The 24,605-nt window shown below is 73.8% G+C and carries 20 protein-coding genes; 12 read left to right on the top strand and 8 right to left on the bottom strand.

Going from position 1 to position 24,605, the window contains the following annotated elements; all coding sequences use genetic code 11:
- Positions 1 to 25: 25 nt before the first annotated feature.
- From hemW to lepA, 3 genes are all read right to left on the bottom strand, one after another.
- Positions 26 to 1,288: a radical SAM family heme chaperone HemW gene (hemW, locus tag EL245_RS00925; protein WP_232009813.1), complete on the bottom strand. Its 1,263-nt coding sequence runs from the start codon at positions 1,286 to 1,288 to the stop codon at positions 26 to 28.
- Positions 1,285 to 2,340 carry a tRNA (guanosine(46)-N7)-methyltransferase TrmB gene (gene trmB / locus EL245_RS00920; protein ID WP_126381259.1) on the bottom strand — a complete coding sequence of 352 codons (1,056 nt, stop codon included), beginning with the start codon at positions 2,338 to 2,340 and terminating at the stop codon, positions 1,285 to 1,287. The genes hemW and trmB overlap by 4 nt, the downstream gene beginning before the upstream one ends.
- Before the next feature lie 62 nt (positions 2,341 to 2,402).
- Positions 2,403 to 4,280, bottom strand: coding sequence for a translation elongation factor 4 (gene lepA / locus EL245_RS00915; protein ID WP_126381257.1), 1,878 nt, complete (start codon positions 4,278 to 4,280; stop codon positions 2,403 to 2,405).
- 213 nt (positions 4,281 to 4,493) lie between these two features.
- Here lepA and EL245_RS00910 point away from each other — a divergent pair, with 213 nt between their 5' ends.
- The 11 genes from EL245_RS00910 to EL245_RS00860 all read left to right on the top strand — a co-directional run bounded on the left by EL245_RS00910 (position 4,494) and on the right by EL245_RS00860 (position 17,192).
- The gene (locus tag EL245_RS00910; RefSeq protein ID WP_126381256.1) at positions 4,494 to 5,294 is read left to right on the top strand and encodes a hypothetical protein; all 801 of its coding nucleotides are present in this window, start codon (positions 4,494 to 4,496) and stop codon (positions 5,292 to 5,294) included.
- Positions 5,295 to 5,304: 10 nt separating this feature from the next.
- Positions 5,305 to 5,886 carry a DedA family protein gene (locus EL245_RS00905; protein WP_126381254.1) on the top strand — a complete coding sequence of 194 codons (582 nt, stop codon included), beginning with the start codon at positions 5,305 to 5,307 and terminating at the stop codon, positions 5,884 to 5,886.
- 146 nt (positions 5,887 to 6,032) lie between these two features.
- Complete coding sequence (locus tag EL245_RS00900) at positions 6,033 to 7,709, top strand: anthranilate synthase component 1 (RefSeq protein ID WP_126381252.1); 1,677 nt, start codon at positions 6,033 to 6,035, stop codon at positions 7,707 to 7,709.
- A 1-nt stretch (position 7,710) separates the two neighbouring features.
- Complete coding sequence (locus tag EL245_RS00895) at positions 7,711 to 8,394, top strand: anthranilate synthase component II (protein WP_126381250.1); 684 nt, start codon at positions 7,711 to 7,713, stop codon at positions 8,392 to 8,394.
- Entirely contained in the window at positions 8,391 to 9,512 is a 1,122-nt protein-coding gene (gene trpD, locus EL245_RS00890; RefSeq protein ID WP_126381248.1) for an anthranilate phosphoribosyltransferase, read from the top strand. The genes EL245_RS00895 and trpD overlap by 4 nt, the downstream gene beginning before the upstream one ends.
- Positions 9,509 to 11,743, top strand: a complete 2,235-nt coding sequence (gene trpB / locus EL245_RS00885) for a tryptophan synthase subunit beta (RefSeq protein ID WP_126381246.1) — start codon at positions 9,509 to 9,511, stop codon at positions 11,741 to 11,743. The genes trpD and trpB overlap by 4 nt, the downstream gene beginning before the upstream one ends.
- The gene (trpA, locus tag EL245_RS00880; protein ID WP_126381244.1) at positions 11,740 to 12,597 is read left to right on the top strand and encodes a tryptophan synthase subunit alpha; all 858 of its coding nucleotides are present in this window, start codon (positions 11,740 to 11,742) and stop codon (positions 12,595 to 12,597) included. The genes trpB and trpA overlap by 4 nt, the downstream gene beginning before the upstream one ends.
- 166 nt (positions 12,598 to 12,763) lie before the next feature.
- Complete coding sequence (locus EL245_RS00875) at positions 12,764 to 14,326, top strand: hypothetical protein (RefSeq protein WP_126381243.1); 1,563 nt, start codon at positions 12,764 to 12,766, stop codon at positions 14,324 to 14,326.
- A gap of 118 nt (positions 14,327 to 14,444) precedes the next feature.
- Positions 14,445 to 15,056, top strand: a complete 612-nt coding sequence (locus EL245_RS00870; RefSeq protein WP_126381241.1) for a type II toxin-antitoxin system PemK/MazF family toxin — start codon at positions 14,445 to 14,447, stop codon at positions 15,054 to 15,056.
- 211 nt (positions 15,057 to 15,267) lie between these two features.
- On the top strand, positions 15,268 to 15,528 hold the full coding sequence (rpsT, locus tag EL245_RS00865) for a 30S ribosomal protein S20 (protein ID WP_126381239.1): 261 nt from the start codon (positions 15,268 to 15,270) through the stop codon (positions 15,526 to 15,528).
- Positions 15,529 to 15,704: 176 nt separating this feature from the next.
- On the top strand, positions 15,705 to 17,192 hold the full coding sequence (locus EL245_RS00860; RefSeq protein ID WP_126381237.1) for a DUF1846 domain-containing protein: 1,488 nt from the start codon (positions 15,705 to 15,707) through the stop codon (positions 17,190 to 17,192).
- Between the two features lie 39 nt (positions 17,193 to 17,231).
- Here the strand turns inward: EL245_RS00860 and holA are convergent, their stop codons facing one another.
- The 5 genes from holA to EL245_RS00835 all read right to left on the bottom strand — a co-directional run bounded on the left by holA (position 17,232) and on the right by EL245_RS00835 (position 22,565).
- A complete protein-coding gene (gene holA, locus EL245_RS00855; protein ID WP_126381235.1) occupies positions 17,232 to 18,272 on the bottom strand; it encodes a DNA polymerase III subunit delta in 1,041 nt (346 codons plus the stop codon).
- 36 nt (positions 18,273 to 18,308) lie between these two features.
- The gene (locus EL245_RS00850) at positions 18,309 to 19,958 is read right to left on the bottom strand and encodes a ComEC/Rec2 family competence protein (protein WP_126381233.1); all 1,650 of its coding nucleotides are present in this window, start codon (positions 19,956 to 19,958) and stop codon (positions 18,309 to 18,311) included.
- The gene (locus EL245_RS00845) at positions 19,955 to 20,752 is read right to left on the bottom strand and encodes a helix-hairpin-helix domain-containing protein (protein ID WP_232009812.1); all 798 of its coding nucleotides are present in this window, start codon (positions 20,750 to 20,752) and stop codon (positions 19,955 to 19,957) included. The genes EL245_RS00850 and EL245_RS00845 overlap by 4 nt, the downstream gene beginning before the upstream one ends.
- A gap of 109 nt (positions 20,753 to 20,861) precedes the next feature.
- Positions 20,862 to 21,686, bottom strand: a complete 825-nt coding sequence (locus EL245_RS00840) for a DegV family protein (RefSeq protein ID WP_126381231.1) — start codon at positions 21,684 to 21,686, stop codon at positions 20,862 to 20,864.
- A gap of 90 nt (positions 21,687 to 21,776) precedes the next feature.
- Complete coding sequence (locus EL245_RS00835; protein ID WP_126381229.1) at positions 21,777 to 22,565, bottom strand: ankyrin repeat domain-containing protein; 789 nt, start codon at positions 22,563 to 22,565, stop codon at positions 21,777 to 21,779.
- Positions 22,566 to 22,676: 111 nt separating this feature from the next.
- Between EL245_RS00835 and EL245_RS00830 the strand changes: the two genes are divergently transcribed.
- Positions 22,677 to 24,599, top strand: a complete 1,923-nt coding sequence (locus EL245_RS00830; protein WP_126381227.1) for a helicase HerA-like domain-containing protein — start codon at positions 22,677 to 22,679, stop codon at positions 24,597 to 24,599.
- Positions 24,600 to 24,605 lie beyond the last annotated feature (6 nt).

Below are 24,605 nucleotides of genomic sequence, written 5' to 3'. Positions count from 1 at the left end.
CCCTCGGCAACCCCTCACCGACCCCTCAGCCGGTCAGCGCCCGGGTGACGGTGTCGGCCATGAGCCGGCCGCGCAGGGTGAGCACTGCGCGGCCCCTCATGGCGGCGGAGGGCTCGATCAGTCCGTCGGCGACGAGGCCGGCGACCACCGGCACGAGGTGCGCCGGCGTGCGGCCTGATCCCGGACCCGCGCTCCCTCCCAGGTTTGCGAGGTCGAGGCCCTCGCGCAGGCGGATTCCCAGCATGACCTGCTCGAGCTCACGGGACCCCGCGTCGACGACCTCGTGCCCGTCGACAGCCAGCCGGCCCCCGGCCACCCGGTTGGTCCAGGCCAGCGGGTGCTTGACGTTCCACAGGCGCACGTCCCCCAGGTGGGAGTGCGCCCCCGGGCCCGCCCCCCACCAGTCCCAGTCGAGCCAGTAGGCCTGGTTGTGCCGGCACTCAGAACCGGGTCTGGCCCAGTTCGAGATCTCGTACCACGAGTACCCCGCCTGGGCGAGCACGGCGTCCGCCATCTCGTACTTGGCGGCCTCGTCATCGTCCTCGGGCACGGGCAGCTCGCCACGACGCACCTGGGCCCACATGCGGGTGCCCTCCTCGATGACCAGGGCGTACGCGCTCAGGTGATCCGGGCCGATCTCCACCGCCGCGTCCAGGGAGCGACGCCAGTCCTCCATCGACTCTCCCGGGGTCCCGTAGATGAGGTCGAGCGAGGTCGCCAGCCCCGCCCTGGCCGCCCAGCGCACCACCTGGGGCACCCGCTGGGGTGAGTGGGTGCGGTCGAGCACCCTGAGCACGTGGGGCACCGCCGACTGCATCCCCACCGACACCCGGGTGAACCCCGCCTCGGCCAGCCCCGCCAGGGCCCGTTCGTCCACCGTGTCGGGATTGGCCTCCGTCGTCACCTCGGCGTCCCCGTCGAGCCCGAAGACGTCGCGGACCAGGTTAAGCATCCCCGCCAGGTCCGAGACCGGCAGCATCGTCGGCGTCCCCCCTCCCAGGAACACCGTGCTCGCCGGGCGGGGCGGCAGCCCGGCGGCGTCCATGGCCGAGCGCACCAGGCGCATCTCCGTGGCCAGGGTGCCCACGTAGTCACCCACCGACGCACCCGCCCCCATCGACAGGTTCGTGTAGGTGTTGAAGTCGCAGTACCCGCAACGCACCCGGCAGTAGGGCACGTGAAGGTACACCGAGAAGGGCCTCGGCCCTCCACCACCGGGAGGCGGCGCACCGACCCCCTCAGGAAGCGCCTCCTCCCCCCTGCGCGCACTCACCTGGGTCGTGCTCACCGGCGCCCGGCCCCGTCGTCCGCGTCACGGGCGGCACCGCGCCCCCCGTCCCCCGGTCCCCCGAGCCCACCGAAGGCCTCAGCCTCGCGCAGCCGCCAGGGCTCCTCCTCCAGTCTGTCCCAGGCAGCGCCCTCAGCCTCCAGGCGCGCCAGCACGCTCCGATCCCGCCTCGGCTCCCACGGCGCCTCGGTTCGCACGGCCCGCAGGTCGCGGATCGTGCGCCCCTGCTCGATACCACGCTGCTCGAAGCGCGTCATGACCCGCCCCGGGTAGCGCTCGGCCCACCCGCCCCGCCGGCCCGAGGGCGAGCCGGGGTCGGGGCCGTTGCCCAGCGAGCCCTCCTGGGCCGTGAGCGCCCCGAGCTCAGGCATCGCCCCGGCATCGTCGTAGCGGAAGTACGCCTCGGTCATGTCCGCCTCGATCCCGGTCGGGAGCCCGGAGACCTGCTCAAGCACATCACGCATCTGCCAGGCGTAGTCCGACCAGTCGGTCGCCAGGCGCCACACGCCCCCGGGCCGCAGCACCCGGGCGACGGCGTCGGCGAAGAGCGGCGTGACGAGCCTGCGCTTGCGGTGGCGCGGCTTGCGCCACGGGTCGGGGAAGAACACCCACACCTCCGAGGCGCAGCCCACCGGAAGCGCGGTCGACAGCAGCTGGGCGGCGTCTGCCGGCGCGACCCGCAGGTTGGCCAGCCCCGCTCGGCCCGCAGCCGTCACGATCCGGGCGATCGCGGTCCGCCACACCTCGACGGCCAGGTAGTCGATCCCCGGGTTGGCCCGGGCGGCGGCCAGGATCGCCTCACCCGATCCCGATCCCACCTCGATGACCAGCGGACGGGCCTCCCCTCCGTGACCGAAGGCGGCCGTGGGATCGAGCCTGAAGTCCGGCGCCACCGTGCGCACCGCGTCGGCGCGCGGAACCTCCAGGACGTAGACGCCGCCGAAGCGCTCCATGGCACGCTCCTGCCCCGGGTGCAGGCGCCCACCGGCACGCGAGAAGGAGCGCACGCGCGAGTGGATCGCGTGCGATCGGGCGGGGTGCTGCTGAGCCATCTCGTCCTGTCCTGTCCCGGCCCCGGCCCGGCCGACCCTACCTGCGCCGGCCCTGCCAGGCCCTACTTGTCCTTGCCGGTGGGCTGATCGGCCCCCAGGGCCGCGATGAAGGCCTCCTGGGGGACGTCGACCCGCCCGATGGCCTTCATCCGCTTCTTGCCCTCCTTCTGCTTCTCCAGCAGCTTGCGCTTGCGGGAGATGTCCCCGCCGTAGCACTTGGCGAGCATGTCCTTGCGCAGCGCCCGGATCGTCTCGCGGGCGATGACGCGGCTGCCGATAGCCGCCTGGACCGGGACCTCGAACTGCTGGCGCGGGATCAGCTCCTTGAGGCGCTTGGTCATCATGACGCCGTAGGAGTAGGAGGAGTCCCGGTGGACGATCGCCGAGAAGGCGTCCACCTTCTCCCCGTTGAGCAGGATGTCGACCTTGACGAGGTCGGCGCTCTGCTCCCCGTCGGGCTCGTAGTCCAGGGAGGCGTATCCCCGCGTGCGCGACTTCAGGGCGTCGAAGAAATCGAAGACGATCTCGGCCAGGGGAAGGGTGTAGTGCATCTCGACGCGAGACTCCGAGAGGTAGTCCATGCCCTGCATCGTGCCGCGCCGCGACTGGCACAGCTCCATGACCGTGCCCACGTAGTCGCTGGGGGTCAGGATCGTGGCTCGCACCACCGGCTCGCGCACGTCCAGGACCTTGCCCGAGGGGAACTCGCTGGGGTTGGTCACCGTGTGGACGCTCTTGTCCTCGAGGGTGACCTCGTAGACCACCGAGGGCGCCGTCGAGATGATGTCGAGGTTGAACTCCCTCTCGAGGCGCTCGCGGATGATCTCCAGGTGGAGCAGCCCGAGGTAGCCGCAGCGGAAGCCGAAGCCCAGCGCCACCGAGGTCTCCGGCTCGTAGGTGAGGGCGGCGTCGTTGAGCTTGAGCTTGTCCAGGGCGTCGCGCAGGGCCGGGAAGTCCGAGCCGTCCACGGGGAACAGCCCGGAGAAGACCATCGGCTTGGGGTCCTGGTAGCCGGACAGCGGCTCGGCGGCCGGTGCCGCCGCCGCCGTGACCGTGTCACCGACCCTCGACTGTCGCACGTCCTTGACCCCGGTGATGAGGTACCCGACCTCCCCGGCGGCCAGGCCGGTCGTGGGCACGGGCTCGGGGCTGATGACGCCGATCTCGAGCAGGTCGTGGACCGCGCCGGTCGACAGCATCTCGATGCGCTCGCGGGCGTTGAGCGCCCCGTCGACGACGCGCACGTAGGTGACGACGCCCCGGTAGGTGTCGTAGACGGAGTCGAAGATCATGGCCCGAGCCGCCCCCTGGGGGTCCCCCGAGGGCGCCGGGACCGCCTCGACGATCCGGTCGAGGAGCTCGGGGACGCCCTGACCGGTCTTGCCCGAGACACGGAGGACCTCCTGGGGGTCGCAGCCGATGATCGAGGCGATCTCGGCGGCGTACCTCTCGGGGTCGGCAGCAGGCAGGTCGATCTTGTTGAGCACCGGGATGATCGTCAGGTCGCCCTCGATGGCCATGTAGAGGTTGGCCAGGGTCTGGGCCTGGACCCCCTGGGCGGCGTCGACCAGGAGCACGGCCCCCTCGCAGGCCGCCAGGGACCGGCTCACCTCGTAGGAGAAGTCGACGTGACCGGGGGTGTCGATCATGTTGAGGGCGTAGGAGGTGGTCGTGCCGTCCGCGCCGGTGACGGACCACGGCATGCGCACCGCCTGGGACTTGATCGTGATCCCGCGCTCGCGCTCGATGTCCATGCGGTCCAGGTACTGGGCGCGCATGTCACGGGGCGCGACGACGCCGGTGGCCTGGAGCATCCGGTCGGCCAGCGTCGACTTCCCGTGGTCGATGTGGGCGATGATCGAGAAGTTCCGGAGCCGGGCCTGCGCGGTGGCAGCCGGGGAGACGCCGTGGGCCTGCGCGGGCGTGGGGATGGGTGACACGTCGGCCTTCCGTCTGGGTGTGCTCATGGTGTGGCCCGCCGGCGGCCTCGGCCTCGCGGGCGCGCAGCGGGCAGGATCTGGGCACAGTCTCCCACGAGCCGCGCCCCCGGGACGACGAGGCGCTCGTGCGCGGCACAAGGTCACACCGGGCTTGGTAGTGTCGCAGGCGTCACACACGACGAAGCCCTCCCCCAACCCCGTGAGAAGGTCGCCATGCTCCCTGAGACGCTCACCAAGTACGTCATCCTCGCCGTGGTCGCCGCCGTCGCCGCGGTGTGCACCAACGCCCTCCGGCGAAGCCGTCGGCTGGAGCCCGCCGCAGCGCCCCACGCCGCAGGGCAGGGCCCCGAGACCGCCGGGCTCCGTGGGGCCCCCCGCCAACGGCCGGGCCGGGCCCTCAAGGTCATCGGAGTCATCTTCATCGTCGTCGGCGTCGTCGCGATCCCCCTGGGCTCACTCATACCGGGCCCCTCCAGGATGGCGGGCTGGGCCGCCGTGGCCGCCTTCGGGGTGTTCTTCATCGGCATCGGATGCTTCATGATCCTGTCCCACGAGCGGTGCGCCCTCGTCGACGCCCCGGACACCGTCGTCGTCACGACGTGGCGGGGCCGGACGACCGCGGTGCGTCACGACGAGATCGTCTCCTACGACCGCCAGCCCCGTTCCCAGTACGTCACGGTCAGGGACGCCCACGGCGGCAGGCACAACCTCCACACGGGCTGGTTCTCCATGCCGTACCTCGCCCTGTCCGTGGCGTGCATGGAGGCCGAGGGGCGGTTCCTGCCCAAGGCCATCGGCAACCCCCGGAAGGTCTCCAACCGGATCAGCCAGGCCGAGCGCGCCTTCGGCACACGGATGCCCGCGCCCCTGCGCAGCGTGCTCGAGCAGGGTCCCGGCTCCTACCCCGAGCGGTTCCAGCACCTTCCCTCCGCGCCGGCGGGGCGAGGCTGGGTCGGGGCGGACTACGAGCAGTGGCGTCGAGCCGTCGGCGCGACGCTTGCCAGCTTAGGCTAGCCTGACCCGCATGATGGACCGGATCGGAGACCTGCCCTACGCCTGGATGTTCCTACTGTTCTGGTCCGGCGGGATGATGCGCTCGAACACGATCTACTGGATCGGCCGGGGTGTCACGGCCGGCACCGCCCGCAGCAGGTGGGCCACGATGCTCGACTCCCCCATGTACCTGACCGCCCAGTCCTGGACCGCCCGCTGGGGCGTCCTGGCGGTGCCCCTGTCCTTCCTGACCGTCGGGCTCCAGAGCTTCATCCAGCTCTCCGCCGGAGTGGCGCGCATGCCGCTGCGCCGGTACGTCCCGGCCACCGCGGTGGGGGCCGTGGCGTGGGCGGCGATCTACACGACCATCGGCATGGCGGTGCTGGCGACCTGGTACTCCAGCCCCGCGGGCCGCGTGGTCTCGGTGCTCCTCGTCGCCGCCGTCCTCGCCTCGGTCCTCCTCCAGCGACGTCGTGCCGAGCACTCCGGGCAGCCCAGGAGGGCCGAGGCCGAGTCCGCCTCCTCCGAGGCACCCGATGACGGGTCCCGGCATGCGGACACGCAGATGAGGATTGGGAGCTCCCGGCGGGCCCGGGCTACAGTAAGCCCATGACCGCGCGGCGCATCACCTGGTGGTGGCTCCCCTCAGGGCGAGCCACCTCATCGTCGCGCTAGGTCGCACCGGCTCGCTCACCGCGGGCCACCCCGGCACCATGCGTGAACGGCCCGCCTGACCACCGATCTCAGGAAAGAGGCCCCATGGCACCCACGCCTCCCGCAGTGCTCACCCGCGCTGTGGCCTACCACGCCGACGGCGGCGCCCTCCTGCGGTCCCTGACCGCCCAGGGCCTCCTGTGCACCGCAGCACCTGGGGCGGGTACCCAGACCGATCGCCCCGTCGACTGCGTCCTGCTCGAGAGCGCGGACATCACGACGAAGGCCTCACGCACGACGATCGCCGTGCTCGAGGCCTCCACCCGCCTGACCTCCCAGGGGGAGGAGGTGACGCTCGAGGCCCTGCCAGGAGCCCTCGACGACGGCAGGGCCGCCCTCGAGCGGGTCGGGGCCGCACTGCGTGACCAGGTCGTCGAGCGCTCCTCCGACCGCCTGCACCTGAGGATCCCCGCTCCCCCTGCGGACGGCCTGGAGGAGCGCGAGCGACTGCGGGCCCTGTCCACGATCGAGCCCGTGCGGGTCCTGGCCGCGGCCGAGGTCGACCACCCCCACCTGCCGCTGGAGGCCGGTGTCCTCGCCTTCGACTACCTGGCCACCTTCGAGTCCCTGCCCGAGGTCGGCCAGGGGGCCAACACCTGTCCTGACTACCTCTTCTACGACGCGCGCGTCATCCTCGTCCTCGACCACCCCACCGCCACGGCCACGCTCGTGGGCGCCTCGGTGGACCCCGAGGGGCTGGAGGGGCGCATGGACGAGCTGGCCGCGGCCATCGACGCAACCAGCGCCACCGACGCCGCGCGGGTCGGTGGGGGGACGCACCGCGAGCCGACGGGCCCCGCGCGGCAGGAGGCCACCGGCGCGGCAACCCTGCGCGCCCTGCCCACCGTCTCGGACGCCGGCTTCGAGGCGGTCGTCGAGCGGATGAAGGAGCACATCGCGGCAGGGGACGTCTACCAGGTCGTCCCCTCCCGCGGCTTCACGCTGCCCTGCCCCGACGCCCTGGCCGCCTACCACCGGCTGCGGGTGTCCAACCCCAGCCCGTACATGTTCTACCTGGCAGCCCCGGACTTCGAGCTGTTCGGGGCCTCCCCCGAGTCGGCGCTGCTGTACTCGGCCAGGACCGGCGAGGTCGCCATCCGCCCCATCGCCGGCACCCGGCCGCGTGGCCTGGGTCCTGACGGCTCGGTCGACCACGAGCGCGACACCCGCCTCGAGCTCGAGCTGCGCACCGACGACAAGGAGGTCGCCGAGCACGTCATGCTCGTCGACCTGGCCCGCAACGACGTCGCCCGCGTGAGCGTGCCGGGCACACGTCGGGTGGGCGACCTGCTGCGCGTGGACCGCTACAGCCGGGTCATGCACCTGGTCTCGGAGGTCTCCGGGCGCCTGGCCCCCGACCTCGACGCCCTCGACGCCTTCCGCGCCTCGATGACGATGGGCACGCTCACCGGCGCCCCCAAGCTGCGCGCCGCCGAGCTCATCCGCCAGGCCGAGGGCGTGCGTCGCGGCTCCTACGGAGGATCGGTGGGCTACGTGCGCGGCGACGGCGAGCTCGACACGTGCATCGTCATCCGCGCGGCCTTCGTGCGCGACGGCACCGCCCTCGTCCAGGCCGGGGCGGGTGTCGTGTCGGACTCGGTCCCCGCCGCGGAGGCGGCCGAGACCGTCCACAAGGCCTGCGCGGTCCTCGAGGCCGTGGCGGCCGCCCAGGGCGCCGATCTCGTCATCGACCCCGACACCACCGTCCGACAGGAGGCCTGAGATGCGCGTCGTCCTGCTCGACAACCGCGACTCCTTCGTCTACAACCTCGTCGACCAGTTCGCCTCCCTGGGCGCGGGCATCGAGGTCTACCGCAACACGGTGGCCTGCGCCACCGTGCTGGCCGCCCTGGAGCCCACCGCCGCCGAGGCCGCCGACGGGCTCCGCCCGGCGCTGTGCCTGTCCCCCGGGCCCGGGCACCCTCGCGCCGCCGGCTGCCTCATGGAGCTCGTGACCACCGCCGTCGAGCGCTCGATCCCGACCCTGGGGATCTGCCTGGGCTTCCAGGCCCTGGTCGAGGCATGCGGCGGGAGGGTCGACCGGGTCGGCCCGGTCCACGGGCGCTCGGTGCGCGTCGAGGTCTCCCCCGCCGGACGGGCCGACCCCGCCTTCGAGGTCCTGGCCGGCGGCCCCCTCGACGTCGCCCGCTACCACTCCCTGGGCACCCGTGAGCTGCCCGAGGCCCTCACCTCGCTGGCGAGCACCGCCGACGGCGTCGTCATGGCCGCCCGCCACCGCAGCGCCCCGGTCGTGGGCCTCCAGTTCCACCCCGAGTCGGTGCTCACGCCCCAGGGCCCGGGAGTCCTCAGGTCCCTGACCGCCGACCTCACCCGGGCCGCGAGCGCGCCCAGCGCCCCGAGCGGCCCCACCACCTTGCCGACCACGAGCCCCGGAGGAGCACGATGACCACCGACACGCCCAAGGGCACCACGAGCGACACCGGGCACGCCGGGCAGCCTGACCGGCCCGGGCAGACCGGGCCCGCCGTGGCCGACGCCCAGGAGGCCCACCGCCTCCTGCGCTCGGTCATCCAGGGCAGGCGCCTGACCCAGGAGGAGACCGGGGTCGTCTTCGCCGCCCTCGGGGCGGGCGACCTCTCCGAGGCCGAGACGGCAGCCCTCCTGGCCGCCCTGCACGCCCGCGGCGAGACCCCCGAGGAGCTGGCCGGCGCGGCCGGCGCCTTCCGGGCCGCCGCCAGGCCCTTCCCCGAGGTCACCTTCCCGCTGGTCGACGTCGTGGGCACGGGGGGTGACGGCGCCGGCACCATCAACATCTCGACCGCCGCCGGCATCGTGGCCGCCTCGATGGGCGTGTCGGTGGCCAAGCACGGCAACAGGGCGGTGTCCTCGCGCACGGGGGCAGCCGACGTCGTCGCGGCGCTGGGCCTGCCCCTGGACCTCGACCCCCACCGGGCCGTGGAGATCCTCGCCCGGGACCACTTCACCTTCCTGTTCGCCCAGGCCTACCACCCGGCGATGCGCCACGTCGCTCCGGTGCGCCAGGCGCTGGCCACCCCGACGATCTTCAACGTCCTGGGTCCGCTGCTCAACCCCGCGCACCTGACCTACCAGCTCATGGGCGTGGCCGACCCCACCATCCTGGACATGATCGCCGAGACGATGGTGCGTCTGGGTCGCAAGCGCGCCCTCATCGTCCACGGCGCCGGTACCGACGAGATCGCCGTCCACGGCACGACCCTCGTGCGCGAGGCCACACCGCGGGGGGTGAAGTCCTACACGGTCGACCCCGAGGAGCTGGGGGTGGCCCGCTACGACCTGTCCGAGCTCGAGGGCGGCGACCCCCGGGACAACGCCCGCCTCCTGCGCGAGGTCTTCGCCGGCGGGGGCGCGCCCGCCCACCGGGACGCGATCGCCGTCAACGCCGGCGCCCTGCTCTACCTGGCCGGGCCCGCCGACGACCTGGCCGACGGGACGCGCATGGCCCTCAAGCAGCTGGCCAGCGGCAGGGTCGGGGCGCACCTGGACTCCATGACCACCGCCGCCCAGATCGAGGAGGAGCAGTGAGCCCCACCACCGTCTCCGGCGCCGGGGGGCGCCCCGAGCGCCTGCCCGTCGAGGCCCGCCTCATCGCCACCGGCACGGTCCTGGACTCCATCGTCGAGGCACGCCGTGCCCGCCTGCCCGAGCTGCGTGAGCGCTTCGGCCACCTGCGGGCCCAGGACCTGCCGCGCTCGCAGCGCTCCCTGGCCCAGGCGCTGCGCAGGCGCACCAGCGCGGACGCCTGCCGCCAGCCGGCCCTCATCATGGAGTGCAAGGCCGCCTCGCCCTCGCGCGGCACCCTGCGCGCGGGCTACGACCCGGCCGAGCTGGCCCGTGCCTACGCCCCCCACGCCGCCGCCGTGTCGGTGCTCACCGAGCCCGACCGCTTCAACGGGTCCTTCGAGGACCTGGCGGCCGTGCGCGAGGAGGTCGAGGTCCCCGTCCTGTGCAAGGACTTCATCGTCGACGAGGTCCAGGTGCTGGCCGCCCGCTCCCTGGGCGCGGACGCGATCCTGCTCATGCTGTCGGTCGTGCCCGACGACGTCTACCGTGAGCTGGCCGACCTGGCCGGGATCCTGGGCATGGAGGTCCTCACGGAGGTCTCGACGCGCCAGGAGATGCGCCGCGCCGCGGCCCTGGGGGCCGGGGTCATCGGGATCAACAACCGGAACCTGCGCACCCTGGCCACCGACCTGGCCCGCACCGAGGAGCTCGCGCCCCTGGCGCCGCCCGGGGTCGTGCTCGTCGGCGAGTCCGGGGTCAACGACCCCCAGGACGTGCGCCGCCTGGCCGGTCTCGTCGACGCCCTGCTCGTCGGCTCGGCCCTGTCGAGCGCGGCCGACCCGGGCGCCGTCGCGGCCGCCCTGGCCGGCGCCGTGCCGGAGCGCTCCGGACAGGACCAGGGAGCCGGGCACTCTCACGGCGACCACCGCCACCCCCGCCTGAACGCCTACTTCGGCCAGTACGGGGGCCAGTACGTCCCCGAGCTGCTCATCCCGGCCCTCGACCAGCTCGAGGACGCCTTCATCGAGGCGCAGTCCGACCCGTCCTTCACCGCAGAGCTCGACGAGCTCCTCCGTCGGTACCTGGGACGGCCCACGCCGGTCACCGAGCTGCGCAACCTGCCCCGGGAGGGCAACGCCCGCATCTTCCTCAAGCGCGAGGACCTCGTCCACGGCGGGGCGCACAAGGGCAACCAGGTCCTGGGCCAGGCCCTCCTGGCCCGTCGCATGGGCAAGTCCAGGATCATCGCCGAGACCGGCGCGGGGCAGCACGGCACGGCCACCGCCATGGTCTGCGCGCTGCTGGGCCTGGAGTGCACGATCTACATGGGCGCCACCGACGTGGTCCGCCAGGCCTCCAACGTCGAGCGCATGGAGCTCATGGGGGCTCGCGTGCTCCCCGTGGCCTCCGGGGCAGGCACCCTCAAGGACGCCGTCAACGAGGCGCTGCGGGACTGGTCGGCGTCCTTCCACGACACCCACTACCTCCTGGGCACCGCGGCCGGCGCCCACCCCTTCCCCACGATCGTCCACGAGTACCACCGCTGCATCTCGGTCGAGGCCCGCGCCCAGCTCCTCGAGATGACCGGGCGCCTGCCCGACGAGGTCATCGCCTGCGTGGGCGGGGGCTCCAACGCCATCGGCATGTTCTCGGAGTTCGTGGCCGACCAGGGCGTGGGCCTCATCGGGGTCGAGCCGGCCGGAGAGGGCCTGGGCACCGCGCGCCACGGCGCCCCGATCAACCAGGGCACGGTCGGCATCCTCCACGGGGCACGCAGCTACCTCATGCGCACCCCTGACGGCCAGGTCGAGGAGTCCTTCTCGGTGTCGGCGGGACTGGACTACCCCGGTGTGGGCCCCGAGCACGCCTGGCTGGCTGACACCGGCCGAGCCCGCTACGTCGGGGTCACCGACGACCAGGCCCTGGAGGCCTTCGAGCTGCTGGCCCGCTGGGAGGGCATCGTCCCGGCCCTGGAGTCGGCCCACGCCCTGGCCCAGGCCCTCGAGGTCGCCCGGAGCACCCCCGACCACGCCCCGTCCCCGCACCTGCTCGTGTGCCTGTCGGGCCGGGGCGACAAGGACCTCGACCAGGTGCGGGCGCTGCGCGGGGGCAGCTTCTCGCGCGACTCCGCCGTCGGGCGCGCCGCCGTCATGGTCGAGCAGATGGGCAAGCGCACCGAGTACCTGTCCCTGCGCCCGCTCACGACAAGCACCGAGACGACCGCAGACACCGGCGAGGAGACCAGAGCATGACCCGCTACACCGCGATGTTCGAGCGCCTGGCCCGCAGCGGGCAGGGCGCCTTCGTCCCCTTCGTCATGGTCGGCGACCCCACCGCCGAGCTGTCCGAGACCGTCATCGAGGCGCTCATCGAGGCCGGGGCGGACGCCCTCGAGCTCGGCGTGCCCTTCTCCGACCCCGTGGCCGACGGGCCGACCATCCAGCACGCCCACATCAGGGCTCTTGAGGCGGGCGCCGACTTCACCGCCTGCCTCGAGGTCGTGGGCAGGGTGCGCCGGCGCCACCCCGAGCTGCCCATCGGCATGCTCATCTACGGCAACCTGCCCTTCGCCCGCGGCCTGGAGACCTTCTACGCCGACTGCGCGGCGGCCGGCATCGACTCGGTGCTCGTGCCCGACGTGCCCGTGCGCGAGTCCGCGCCCTTCTCTGCGGCGGCCCGGGCAGCCGGGGTCGACCCGGTCTACATCGCCCCGCCCTCCTCCTCGGCCCAGACCCTCGACGCGGTGGCCGAGGCCTCCCGGGGCTACGTCTACGCCGTCTCGCGGGTGGGAGTCACCGGCGCCGAGCACGCCTCCTCGACGGCCGGCCTGGCCGAGTCGGTCGCCCGGCTGCGGGCCGACGCCGCCGCACCGGTCATGCTGGGCTTCGGGATCTCCCGGCCCGAGCAGGTCGCCGAGGCCGTCGCCGCCGGTGCCGACGGCGCCATCTCGGGCTCCGCGACCGTGGCGATCGTCGAGCGGCACGCCCCCGCCCTGCTGTCGGCGCCCGAGGGCGGGGCTGAGCGCGCGACGGTCCTGGAGGCGATGACCGGCGAGCTGCAGGACTTCGTCCGCGCGATGAAGGCCGCGACCCGTCGCCGCCCCTGAGCGCCCGAGCGCCCCGTCGTGCCTGAACGCCCCGTGGCGGCCAGGTCCCTGGCCGCCACGGCAGGCGAAACTTGCCTCGCGAAGCCCCGGCGTGTGATGCTGAATCCGGCAGAGCTCCGCATTCCTTGACTCGAGCGACTACCTGACCTCCCTGGAAAGGCTCATCATGCACACTCACACGCCCCGGCCGACTGCGCTGTGGCGCCGAACCCTCGCTCTTCTCCTCACCACTCCCCTGGCAGCCCTCGCCCTGGCCGTCCCCGCCCAGGCCGACACCCAGCCGCAGCCCGTTCCCCTCGACCAGATCAGCGCCTCAGGATCCTATGACTCGGCCCCCGAGGCCTGCCGGGGCTCAGCCGACGCCACCGACTGCCTGACCTGGACGGTGGTCGTGCCCGACTCCCTGGCAGCCGAGGACGGCAAGGTGACCTTCACCGTCGAGGCCGACTCGCAGCCGGGACAGTGGAGCTGGGCCTGCCCGAGCTCCAGCCGCGTCGCTGGCACCGCCACCTTCTGGAGCCCCGACAACCAGACGGGAGCCCCGACGGCCCTGGCCAGCGCCGACCTGTCGGACAACGCCGAGCTCCGCTACGGCCTGTACGGTGACAAGGTCGCCTCGATCGACACCGTCGAGTGCTCCCCCGAGCACCTCACGGTCACCGTCAAGGCGGACTTCTCCTACCAGACCGAGGGCTCCTACCTCGAGCTGGCCATCGGGACGACGGTCCACGCACCGGGCGCAGGCGAGCGCGCCTACGACTTCGCCCCCGAGGTCATCGCCTCGACGCGCACCGCCTCGGTGACCCCCACGGCCACCGTCCGCAAGAAGGACGCCGCCGCCGCGCAGGTCGGGGTCGCGACGAGCCGGGTCGAGGACGCCGGTGCCGCCAGCGGTACCGGGGCCTTCGCCATCGAGCTGAGGAACGAGTCAGCCTCGGCCCTGACGGACTTCACCGTCTCACCGGCGGTGACCACGGGGCCGGCCACGCTCACCTCCTTGTCCTGCGACCTCAGCCCCTACGGGGGGCAGGTCGTCACCGACGCCGACCCCGCCGACGGGCTGAGCCTGGACAGCGGGGACGCCTCGGTGCCCAGCGGGCAGACCGTCAGCTGCCGGGCCGACCTGACCGGCGTCGTGGGCCGCAACACCGTGACCACCTCGGTGACCGCCGGCGGTGAGACCTTCACCGGTACCTACGTCGACGACCGTCCGGTGACGACCACCGCGGTGACCGCCGAGTCCCCGACCACCCAGGTGGAGTCCATGGGGACCGGGGCCGACGGCTCGCCGAGGAACTACGTCGCCTTCACCTACACGGTCACCTTCACCAACACCACCGACGCGGCCGGTCGCACCTCGCAGGTCGTCCTGCGCCCCCAGGTGCCTGCGGGGCTCAGCCTGGCCGGCGCGTGGGTGGAGTGGCAGTGGCAGGAGGGCACCTTCAAGCCCTTCAGCGACTTCCTCACCCCTGGTGAGGACGGCAGCCTGCGCCTGCCCAACGAGACGGCGCTGTTCGCCTCCTCGACGCACACGGTGAGCGTGACCGCTTACTACGACATCGACGTCGCCGCCGTCACGGCGGCCGGAGGCTGGGACAAGCTCGGCGCCTGCGTGGCAGGCGACCCGACAACCGGCCTGAGCACCGACGTCGACATCGCCTCCGGCCCCGGCATCGAGGCCACGACCCACACGACCTGCACGGCCGTGACCCGTCCCGAGGGCCAGTAGGCCCCCGCTGCTCGGACCCTGCCGCCTGGCTCGCCGGCTGACGCCCCCTCGGGGCGCGTCAGCCGGCGAGCCGCTCTCGGGCGCGGGGGCGTCGCTCCCCAGGCGGTAGGGTCGGCCCATGTCACTGCTCAACCGGGTGCTGGGAGCCCTGGCCCGCGCGGTCACCTCGGCCCCCGCACGCCCCATCACCCAGAAGCGCCCCGAGCGCCCTGTCCCCCCTGAGCGCCCTGAGCGCTCCGAGCGCCCCGTGCCCTCCGCCCCCCGCACGGCCGGTACGAGCCGCACAGCCCTCGCGGGCCCCACGGCCCCCGGCAGGGACGTCGAGGTCTACGACGTCTCCGTACGGGGGCTGCCGGCCTTCGCCTACAGCCCCGACCCGGACGGCCAGGCCGACCCGGGGGAGGTCGTGTGGACCTGGGTGCCCTACGAGGACGACCCCTCCCGCGGCAAGGACCGCCCGGTCCTCGTCCTGTCGCGCCTGCCCGAGGGACTCGTCGTCACGCAGATGACGAGCAAGGACCACGACCGTGACGCCGCCCAGGAGGCGCGCTGGGGCAGGTACTGGCACGACGTGGGCACCGGGGCCTGGGACAGCCGCGGCCGCCGCTCGGAGGTCCGCCTCGACCGGCTCCTGCTCGTCGCCCCGGATGCGGTGCGCCGCGAGGGGGCCACGATGGGCCGCACCACCTTCGAGGGCGTCGTCAGCGCCCTGCGCACCCACTGGTCCTGAGCGCCGCACCAGAGTTGACGCACCTCACTCCTGCGGCGGGAGGAGCACCCCGGAGGCGTGATGCTACAGTCTCTCCTTGGACCTCTGGCCTGGCCGGCTGCGGGGTCTGGCGACCGGGCCCGCCAGGTGCTTCCACCACCCTCCGTCGACCCGTGGCGCGAACCCTCTTTCCGGCCATCGACCATTCAGACACGAGAAAGCTTCACTCACCGTGGCGAACATCAAGTCCCAGATCAAGCGCATCAAGACCAACGAGAAGGCCCGCCTGCGCAACCAGTCCGTCAAGTCTGAGCTCAAGACGCACGTGCGCCGCGTCCGCGAGGCCGTCGAGGCCGGTGACAAGGAGGCCGCCCTCGCCCTGCTCAAGGTCGCCTCCCGCAAGCTCGACAAGGCCGTGTCCAAGGGCGTCATCCACAAGAACCAGGCCGCCAACCGCAAGTCCAAGCTGGCCAGGCGCGTCAACTCCCTGTGAGCCCGTCGGGCCCGCAGCCAGCGCACAAGGGCGTCTCCCGCAAGGGGAGGCGCCCTTCGTCGTCCCGGTGGAGCCGGACTCGCCGCCGCCCGACGCGCAGGCAGGTGGCCCACGGGGCTAGGATGCCCCGGGCCGTGGGCTTCACCCGGCCGCAGGACCGAGGAGCAGGAGTGCCGATGCGCATCGGATTCGACCGGGACAAGTACCTGACGATGCAGTCGGCGCACATCGCACAACGCCGAGCCCAGTTCGGCGGCACCCTCTACCTGGAGTTCGGCGGCAAGCTCGTCGACGACATGCACGCCTCACGCGTCCTGCCCGGGTTCACCCCGGACAACAAGATCGTCATGCTCGCCGAGCTGGCCGACGACGTCGAGATCATCGTGGCCGTCAACGCCAAGGACTTCGCCCGCAACAAGGTGCGGGCCGACCTGGGCACCTCCTACGAGGACGAGGTGCTGCGCCACGTCGACGCCTTCCGGGGGTACGGCCTCAAGGTTGGCGGCGTCGTCATCACCCAGTGGACCGAGGACAACCGTCAGGCCCTCGACGTCAAGCGCAAGCTCGACAAGCTCGGCCTGCGGACCTACCGCCACTACCCGATCGCCGGCTACCCCAGCGACGTGGCCCGGATCGTCTCCCCCGAGGGCTTCGGGCGCAACGAGTACATCGAGACCACCCGCGACCTCGTCGTCGTCACGGCACCGGGCCCCGGCTCGGGCAAGATGGCCACCTGCCTGTCCCAGATCTACCACGACCACCTCCGGGGCCGCTCCTCGGGGTACGCCAAGTTCGAGACCTTCCCGATCTGGAACCTGCCCCTGGACCACCCGGTCAACGTCGCCTACGAGGCAGCCACCGCCGACCTCGACGACGTCAACATGATCGACCCCTTCCACCTGGCGGCCCACGGCGAGCAGGCCGTCAACTACAACCGCGACGTCGAGGTCTTCCCCGTCCTGTCGCGCCTGCTCGAGCAGATCCTGGGCGCCTCCCCCTACTCCTCCCCCACGGACATGGGCGTCAACATGGCCGGGCACTGCATGAGCGACGACGCGGCCTGCCGCGCCGCCTCCGAGCAGGAGGTCATCCGCCGCTACTACAAGGCCCTGGTCACCGAGAAGCGCGAGATGCTCGAACCCGTCCAGTCCGAGCGCATCGCCCTGCTCATGGGACGCCTGGGCATCTCCCCCGAGGACCGTCCGGTCGTGCGCCCCGCCCTCGACCTGGCCCGGTCCACCGGCGCGCCGGCCTCGGCCATCGAGCTGCCCGACGGCCGGATCGTCGTGGGCAAGACCTCCCCGCTGCTGGGCTGCTCCTCGGCGATGCTGCTCAACGCCCTCAAGGCCCTGGCGGGCATCGACACCGAGACCGACCTGCTGGCCAAGGCCTCGATCGAGCCGATCCAGACCCTCAAGACCCAGCACCTGGGCTCGCTCAACCCGCGGCTGCACACCGACGAGGTGCTCATCGCCCTGGCGGTGTCGGCCAACGGCGACGACAACGCCGCGGCCGCCCTGGCCCAGCTGGCCAGCCTGCGCGGCTGCGACGTCCACACCTCGACCATCCTGGGATCCGTGGACGAGGGCATCTTCCGCTCCCTGGGCGTCCAGGTGACCAACGAGCCGGTCTTCGCCACCAAGAGCCTGTACCGCAAGCGCTGAGGTCCCCGCCGCCGGTCGGCCCCGGGGGCGGTGGCGGGCTCAGGCCCGGGCCGACCGGGGCCCCAGGCGGCCGCGGCGGGCGTCGCAGATCGCGATGACGGCCCGCTCGACGGCGTGGACCGGGTCGCGGCTCTCCCCCTTGACCTCGGCGTCGGCCCGGGCGACGGCCATGATCGCCGCCGCGAGGGCGTCGTCGGACCAGCCGGCGAGCTCGCGCCTGGCGCGGTCGACCTGCCAGGGAGCCATGCCCACGTCCTGGGGGGTGATCCCCCGCCTGCCGCCCATGGCGGCCACGCGCGCGAGCTGGCGGACCTTGAGGGCCAGCGCCGCGACGATGGGCACGGGGTCGGTTCCGGTGGCCACGGCGTGCCGCAGGGCGGTGATCGCCGCACCGACGTTCCCGGCCGTCGCGGCGTCGGCCACGGTGAAGCCGGTGGCCTCGATGCGCCCGGCGTAGTAGGTGTTGACCTTCTCGACGGTGATCGTCCCGGTCGTGTCGGCCACGAGCTGGTCGACCGCCGAGCACAGCTCGCGCAGGTCTGCCCCCATGGCGTCGACGAGGGCGCCCACGGCGTCGGGGTCGATGCGCCGCCCCGCGTCGCGCACGTCGGCCGACACGAGGGCGGCCTTGTCCTTGGGGGACTTGACCGCGGCGATGGACACGACCGGGTGGGGGGAGGCGGCCAGGGAGTCGAGGAGCCGCTTGCCGCGCTGCCCGCCGTTGTGGCGCAGCACGACGACGACGTCGGGGGCCGGCGCGGCCACGTAGGCCAGCAGGTCGGTCAGGAGCGCGTCGGTCATCTGCTCGAGGTTGGGCACGAGGAGGAGCTTGGGCTCGGCGAACAGGGAGGGCGACACGAGGGTGTCGAGCTGGTGGGCCTGGTAGGCGGCGGCTTCGACCCTGACCACCTCCGTGCGGGGGTCCTGCTCACGGGCCATGGCCACCAGGCGTGCCACCGCACGGTCGCCCAGGACCTCCTCCCCCGAGCGGATGAGGACCAGGGGGGCCAGGCCGACCTCCTGCCACGACGGTCCTGCGGGTGCGGCGCGGTTCCTGCGCGCTGATCGGGGGCTCGCCATGGGCTAAGCCTGCCACGAGCAGGACCCGCGGAGGACTCAGCCCGCCACGGCTGCCCCACCCGCGGCGCTCCTGCGCCGTCGCGCGCCCAGGGCGCAGGTCAGCACGCCGATCTCGCAGGCCGCCAGCGCGAGCGCTCCCGGCAGTCCGGCGGGCCAGGGGACGCCGGCCCCGGGCAGGCCGGCCAGGAGCCGGGAGATGGTGACGATCCAGGCGCAGGCGGCGCTTGCCGGACAGGTCAGGACGCCCGCGGCCCAGGGCCACCACGGGGCCAGGAGGGCCCCCGCCAGCCCGGTCAGGGTGACGAGGGGGACGACGGGGGCGGCGAGCAGGTTGGCGGGCACCGACCACAGGCCCACCGTGGGCTGGACGCACACGAGGACCGGCGCGCAGGCGGCCTGCGCGGCCACGGGCAGGGCCAGGAGCTCCGCCAGGGGGCGGGGCACCCACCGCGGCAGGAGGCCGGCCAGGGGCCGGGTGCCCAGGAGGATGCCGGCGGTCGCCGCCACCGACAGCGTCAGGCCGAGGTCACGGGCCTGGCGCGGGTCGGCCAGGAGCAGGGCGATGACGCCGGCGCACAGGGCGGGCAGCGAGGCCGAGCGCCTCCCGGCGGCCACGCCGACCAGGAGGACCGTGCCCATCGTCGCGGCACGCAGGACCGAGCCCGAGGGGCGTACGAGCACGACCAGGGCGAGGAGGACGAGGGCCCCCAGGACGGCGCGCGGTCGACGGGGGACGGCGCCCATGGCCACCAGGGCCGTGCCCATGACGAGTGCGACGTGCTGGCCCGACACGGCCGTCAGGTGGGTGAGGCTGACCGTCCGCATGTCCTGACGCACGGGGGCGGGCAGGGCGTGGTCGTCCCCCAGGGCGATGCCGGGCACGAGCTCCTGGGCTCCCGGCGTCCAGGCGCCGGCTGCCGGACCCGCCCCGACCGCCTGGGCCAGGTCCTCACGCAAGCCGGTCACCCGGCCCAGGACGCCTGAGGGCGGGGCGGTCACCTGCACCCTCGCCTCGCGGCCGACGAGCGCCGCCTCGCGCGAGCCGGGCCCGGCCGGCTCCAGGCGGGCGCGCAGGCGCACGACCGCGCCCATGGGCGCCTCGAGCCACTCCTCGCCGCCCAGGACCGTCAGGTGCTCGCCCGAGGCGGCGCCGTCGACCGTGGCGACCTTGACCTCGGTGAGCACGGTGGTCGACCTGGTCGACACCACCGTGCGCGGGGTGGCGGTCACGGTGCCCACGACGGTGACCGCCCGTCCCCGGGCCACCGCCGCGGCGACGGGGTCGCGCTCCCGGGCCCAGCAGGAGCAGGCCGAGACGACCAGGACGGCGCAGGCGGCCAGGACGCACACGAGCAGGGCCGCACGGACCGATCCGGCCTGCCCGTGCGCCACGGCGGATCCCGGGCGGGGGTCGAGGCGGTGTCGAGGCGGCCGGTGGCGGGCCGTCGCCACGCCCAGGGGAAGGGCAAGGCCTCCCAGGAGGAGGGCCGCGGCCGCCGGGGCGCGCCAGGACCCGGGGCCGACGTGCCCGACCGCCCACCACGCCGCCGCCCAGGCGCAGGCGGCGGGCGCCGCCAGACGCAGGTCGAGGGGCTCGGGGGCGGGCTCGCTCAGCTCGTGGGGCGCCGTGGGCCGGTGACCCGGACCCACGGGCCCGGAGCCCGGGCGGGTCACCAGGTCACTCACAGGGTCACCGCCTCGCGCAGCGCCTCCATCCTCGTCTGGCCGATCCCGGGGACGTCGGTGATCTCCTCCACCGAGGAGAAGGGGCCGTTGGCCTCGCGGTGCTCGACGATCCGTGCGGCCAGGGCGGGGCCGATTCCCGGCAGCGTCTCGAGCTCGGAGGCCGGGGCGGTGTTGATGTTGACCAGGCCCGCCTGGGACGGGGCCGGCGCCGGCGGAGCCGCAGCCTGGGTGGAGGCGGTGGCCCAGGTGCTCGCGTCCTCCCCCTGGCGCGGGACCCTCACCTGCTCGCCGTCGGTGAGCACGCGGGCGAGGTTGAGCTGGTCGGTGTCGGCCTCGGGGGTCGCTCCCCCCGCCTGGGCCAGGGCGTCGGCGACGCGCGAGCCGGCCGGGAGGGTGACGACTCCGGGTGCCGCGACCGCGCCGGCGACGTGGACGACAACCGTTCCCGTGCTCGGTGGCCCCGAGGCGGGCGCCGCGGGCCCCGCCGTCGGCTGCGCCGCGGGATCGACGACGCCCGGGTCGGTGCCCTGGGCGTGGACGCCGGGAGCCGGGGAGGCCTCCGAGGAGGTGGTCGGTGGCTGCGGGGCCGGGCCGGGGCTGAGGACGACGGCGCGCAGGGCCAGCGCGACGGCCGCCACGATGAGCAGCAGGCCGGCCCCGACGGCCGCCATGGGGGCGACCGCGGCCCGTCGGGGGCGAGTGAGGGGCTGGGAGGGGTCGGTCGAGCAGGCCAGGCGCACAAGCTCGTCCAGGGAGCGCCTCCCTGGTCCGCCCGCCACGCGCCTGCCACCCATGGCACCGAGGCTAGGGCAGGTCGCCACCGACGCGCCGGGCGCCTGTGGACGCCGGGGTGCCTGGGGTGCACGAGCGGCACCTGTGGAGCACCTGGAGGGTGCCGGCCTCTCAGCGCGAGGGAGCCAGAGCAGGTGCGACGACGACTCCCAGCGCTCCGGGCCCGAGGTGGACGCGGATCGCCTCGTCCACCGGGGAGCGCAGGATCGAGTCGACCACCGCGCCGGCCTCAGCCATCGCCTCGGCCAGGTCGTTCTCCAGGGCCCGTCCGTCCCCGGGGTCGTCACCGTAGTGGACGGCCAGTCGCACCGGGGCGGCGGGCGGGCGGGGTCCGGTGAGCGCCGTGCCCCCGGCTGCGTGCACGGCCTGGGCGATGAGGTGGCGGCGTGCGCGGGCCGCGCCACGGACGGTCTCGACGACACTGATGCCTTCTGGCCCGGACTCCAGCACCGGCCGGATCCCCAGTGCCGAGCCCACGAGAGCGGTGGCCCTGTCGATCCGTCCCCCGCGACGCAGGTGGGAGAGGTCCTCGACGAGGAAGAACAGGTGGGAGCGCGAGGCCGACTCCCTGGCGCGGGCGGCGCCCGTGCGGGCGTCGGGGGCATCGCAGGCGGCCAGGACCGCGAGCCCCAGGGCCCCTGCGCAGGCCCCGGAGTCCAGGACCGTGACCGCCTCACCGAGCCCGCGGGCTGCCAGCCGGGCGTTGTCGACGGTCCCGGACAGGGCCGAGGCCAGGTGGACGGCCAGGACCTCGTCGGCCCCCTCAAGCGCCCGCGCGTAGGCCTCGGCGAGCTGCTCGACCGAGGGCCGGGCGGTCGTGCCCGCCTGAGCGCCCTGCCCGGGCAGCGCGTGGAGAGCGACGACGTCGATCCCGTGAGCGCGGGCGAGCGCGGGCGGCAGGCAGGCCGCGGAGTCGGTGACGAGGGCAAGGGTCATGACCGAAGCCTAGGTGCACCGAGGGGCACCGGCCCAGCCGCCTGCGGGGTGCCACGACGAGCCTCGCGGAGCCCCGCCTCCAGCCTGCGCTCAGGCGGGCGAGGGCTGGGTACGCACCGCACCGGCCGGCTCGGGGCTCTGGCGCCGGGTCTGCAGCGGTGCGCGGAGCGTCGTGCGATCGCGCAGGCGCACCGGTGCGACCGGCAGGACTCCGTAGATCTCGTAGAGCCGGTTGAGCGCGCCTCCGACAGCCTCGATCCGCCCCCGGGCCGGGTCGTCCTGGTCGTAGCGGGCGAGCGCGTGCTGGTACTGGTGCCCCATGCGGGTCAGGGCGGGCTCCTCGGTGCCCTGGGGCACGGCACCGGCCGCGATGAGCCTGTGGACGACCGTCAGGATCGTCGGGGCCTCGAGGTAGTGCTCGGAGCGCAGGGCGTAGGACAGGGCGCCGTCGACCTGGCCCGTGCGGTTGGTCGTCAGCCTCGTCGCGTCCGCGCCACTGGCCAGGAGCGTGTCGACCGCCTCGAGGCAGAGGTTCTCCACCGCCACGTGCAGGGCGGTCGCCCCGTTCTTCTGGGGAGCGTCGACCTCGGCACCCAGGCGCAGCAGCAGGGGGATCTGTCTCCAGTAGCGCGCCGTGACGCGGGTGTGCAGGGGCCTGCGCCCGCACCGGTCCGCGGCGTTGACGTCCTCGCCGCGCTCGACGAGCCAGCGCACGACCGTGTCGGGGCACGGGGTGAGGTGGAGGACAGACTCCCTGAGCGCCGTCGGCATCCGGGCGCCTGTCTCGCACCGCGCGAGCGCGGCGGCGACCTCCTCGATGTCGCCGCGGGCAAGGATCTCGGCCATCGTGGCCGGAAGGGTCTTTCGGCGTCGTGGCATGAGAGCCTCCTGAGGACATGGGTCACGGTGCGGACGCCATCAGGGTAGGGAGGCGGGTGGCCGGACCACGATGGGCAGCGCTGCCCCATGGCCGGCACCTACGATGTGCCCATGACCGACGCAGCAGACATCGCCCTGCTCAAGGCGCAGGCCGCCCAGGCCGCGGCCGATGCGGCCCAGGCCAGGGCCGCCGCCGCGCAGGCCGCGCTCGACGCCGCCCTGGCAGCCCAGGCCTCGCAAGGATCCCAGGCCCCCGCGGACGGGCAGGCCCCCGCGGACGGGCAGGCCCCCGCGGACGGGCAGGCCCCGGGAGGGGCCACGGAGCCTGAGGCCGTCCCCGTCGTCGAGGGCTACGCCGCGGTGGTGCGCGATGGGTACTCCTTCACCGGCCCGAGCCTTCCTGTGGGCACCTACCTGTCCTTCCCCACCGAGCAGGAGGCGCCCCGAGAGCCCAGTGCCGTGAGCGGGCTGAGGGTGGGGCTGCCCCTGGGGCTGCTCAACCGTCACGCCCTCGTGGCCGGGGCCACCGGCACCGGCAAGACCCGCACGCTCCAGCTCCTGGCCGAGGGCCTGAGCGCGGCGGGAGTGCCCGTGTTCCTGTCCGACGTCAAGGGCGACCTCACCGGCCTGGCCGAGCCGGGAACCGCCTCGGACAGGCTGACCGCCCGCACCGCCGCGACCGGTCAGCCCTGGTCGCCCGCGGCCTTCCCCGTCGAGCTGCTGAGCCTGGGAGGAGGCGGCCTCGGCACACCCGTGCGCACGACCGTCAGCGAGCTCGGGCCGGTCCTGCTCTCACGCGTCCTGGGTCTCAACGACACCCAGACCTCAGCCCTCCAGCTCATCGTCCACTGGGCCGACTCCCAGGGTCTGGCCCTGCTCGACCTGGCCGACCTGCGCGCCGTCGTCGACTACCTCACCGGCACCGAGGCCGGCAAGGAGGAGCTGCGCTCCATCGGCGGGATCTCCCCCGCCACGGCGGGCGTGATCCTGCGTGAGATCGCGGCCCTGTCGGCAGCCGGCGGAGACCGCTTCTTCGGGGAGCCCGCCCTCGACGTGGCCGACCTCATGCGCACAGTCGACGGCCGGGGCCTCATCAACGCCCTGGAGCTCGAGGACATCCAGAGCCAGGGAACGTTGTTCTCGACCTTCCTCATGTGGCTGCTCGGTGAGCTCTTCGAGTCCCTGCCGGAGGTCGGCGACCCCGAGCGGCCCACCATGGTCTTCTTCTTCGACGAGGCGCACCTGCTCTTCGCCGACGCGTCGAAGGCCTTCCTCGAGGCGGTCACCCGCACGGTGCGTCTCATCCGGTCCAAGGGGGTCGGGATCGTCTTCATCACCCAGTCCCCCACGGACGTGCCCGACGTCGTGCTGGCCCAGCTCGGGTCGCGCGTCCAGCACGCGCTGCGCGCCCACACCCCGGCGGACGCCGCCAACCTGAGGAAGGCGGTGTCGACCTTCCCCACCTCCCCCCTCGACCTCACCGAGGTGCTTCCCGCGCTGGGCACCGGCCAGGCGGTCGTGTCAGTGCTCGATGACAAGGGCCGGCCCACGCCGGTGGCCCCGGTCGTCGTCGACGCCCCGGCCTCGGTCATGGGCCCCGCCCAGCCCGGCACGATCAGCTCCCTGCTCGCCGGCTCACAGCTGGCGCCCCGGTACGCCACGACCGTCGACAACGAGTCGGCCGCCGAGCTGCTGGCCCTGCGGATCGAGGGCCAGGCGGCGGCAGCAGCCGCGGCCCGCGCCGAGGAGGAGGCACGCGCCGCGGCCGACAAGGCCGCCCAGGCCCAGGCCAAGGAACGCGCACAGGCGCAGGCCGCTGCCGACAAGGCCGCCCAGAAGGCCGCCGCCGCCCGACAGCGTGAGGTCGAACGCCTCGCCCGGCAGGCCGAGAAGGAGGCTGAGCGGGAGCGTCGGGAGCGCCAGAAGGCCGCCGAGCGGCGTCAGCGCGAGATCGACAAGACGATCGGCGCGGTGGGCCGCCAGGTGACCCGCGAGATCACCCGCTCGATCCTCGGCAACATCCTGCGCCGCTGACCGCGA

Origin of the sequence: Actinomyces howellii (assembly GCF_900637165.1) — a bacterium.
Taxonomy (GTDB): Bacteria; Actinomycetota; Actinomycetes; order Actinomycetales; family Actinomycetaceae; genus Actinomyces; species Actinomyces howellii.
Note: the sequence above shows the minus strand (reverse complement) of the source record. Positions and strands in the feature narration are given on the sequence as shown.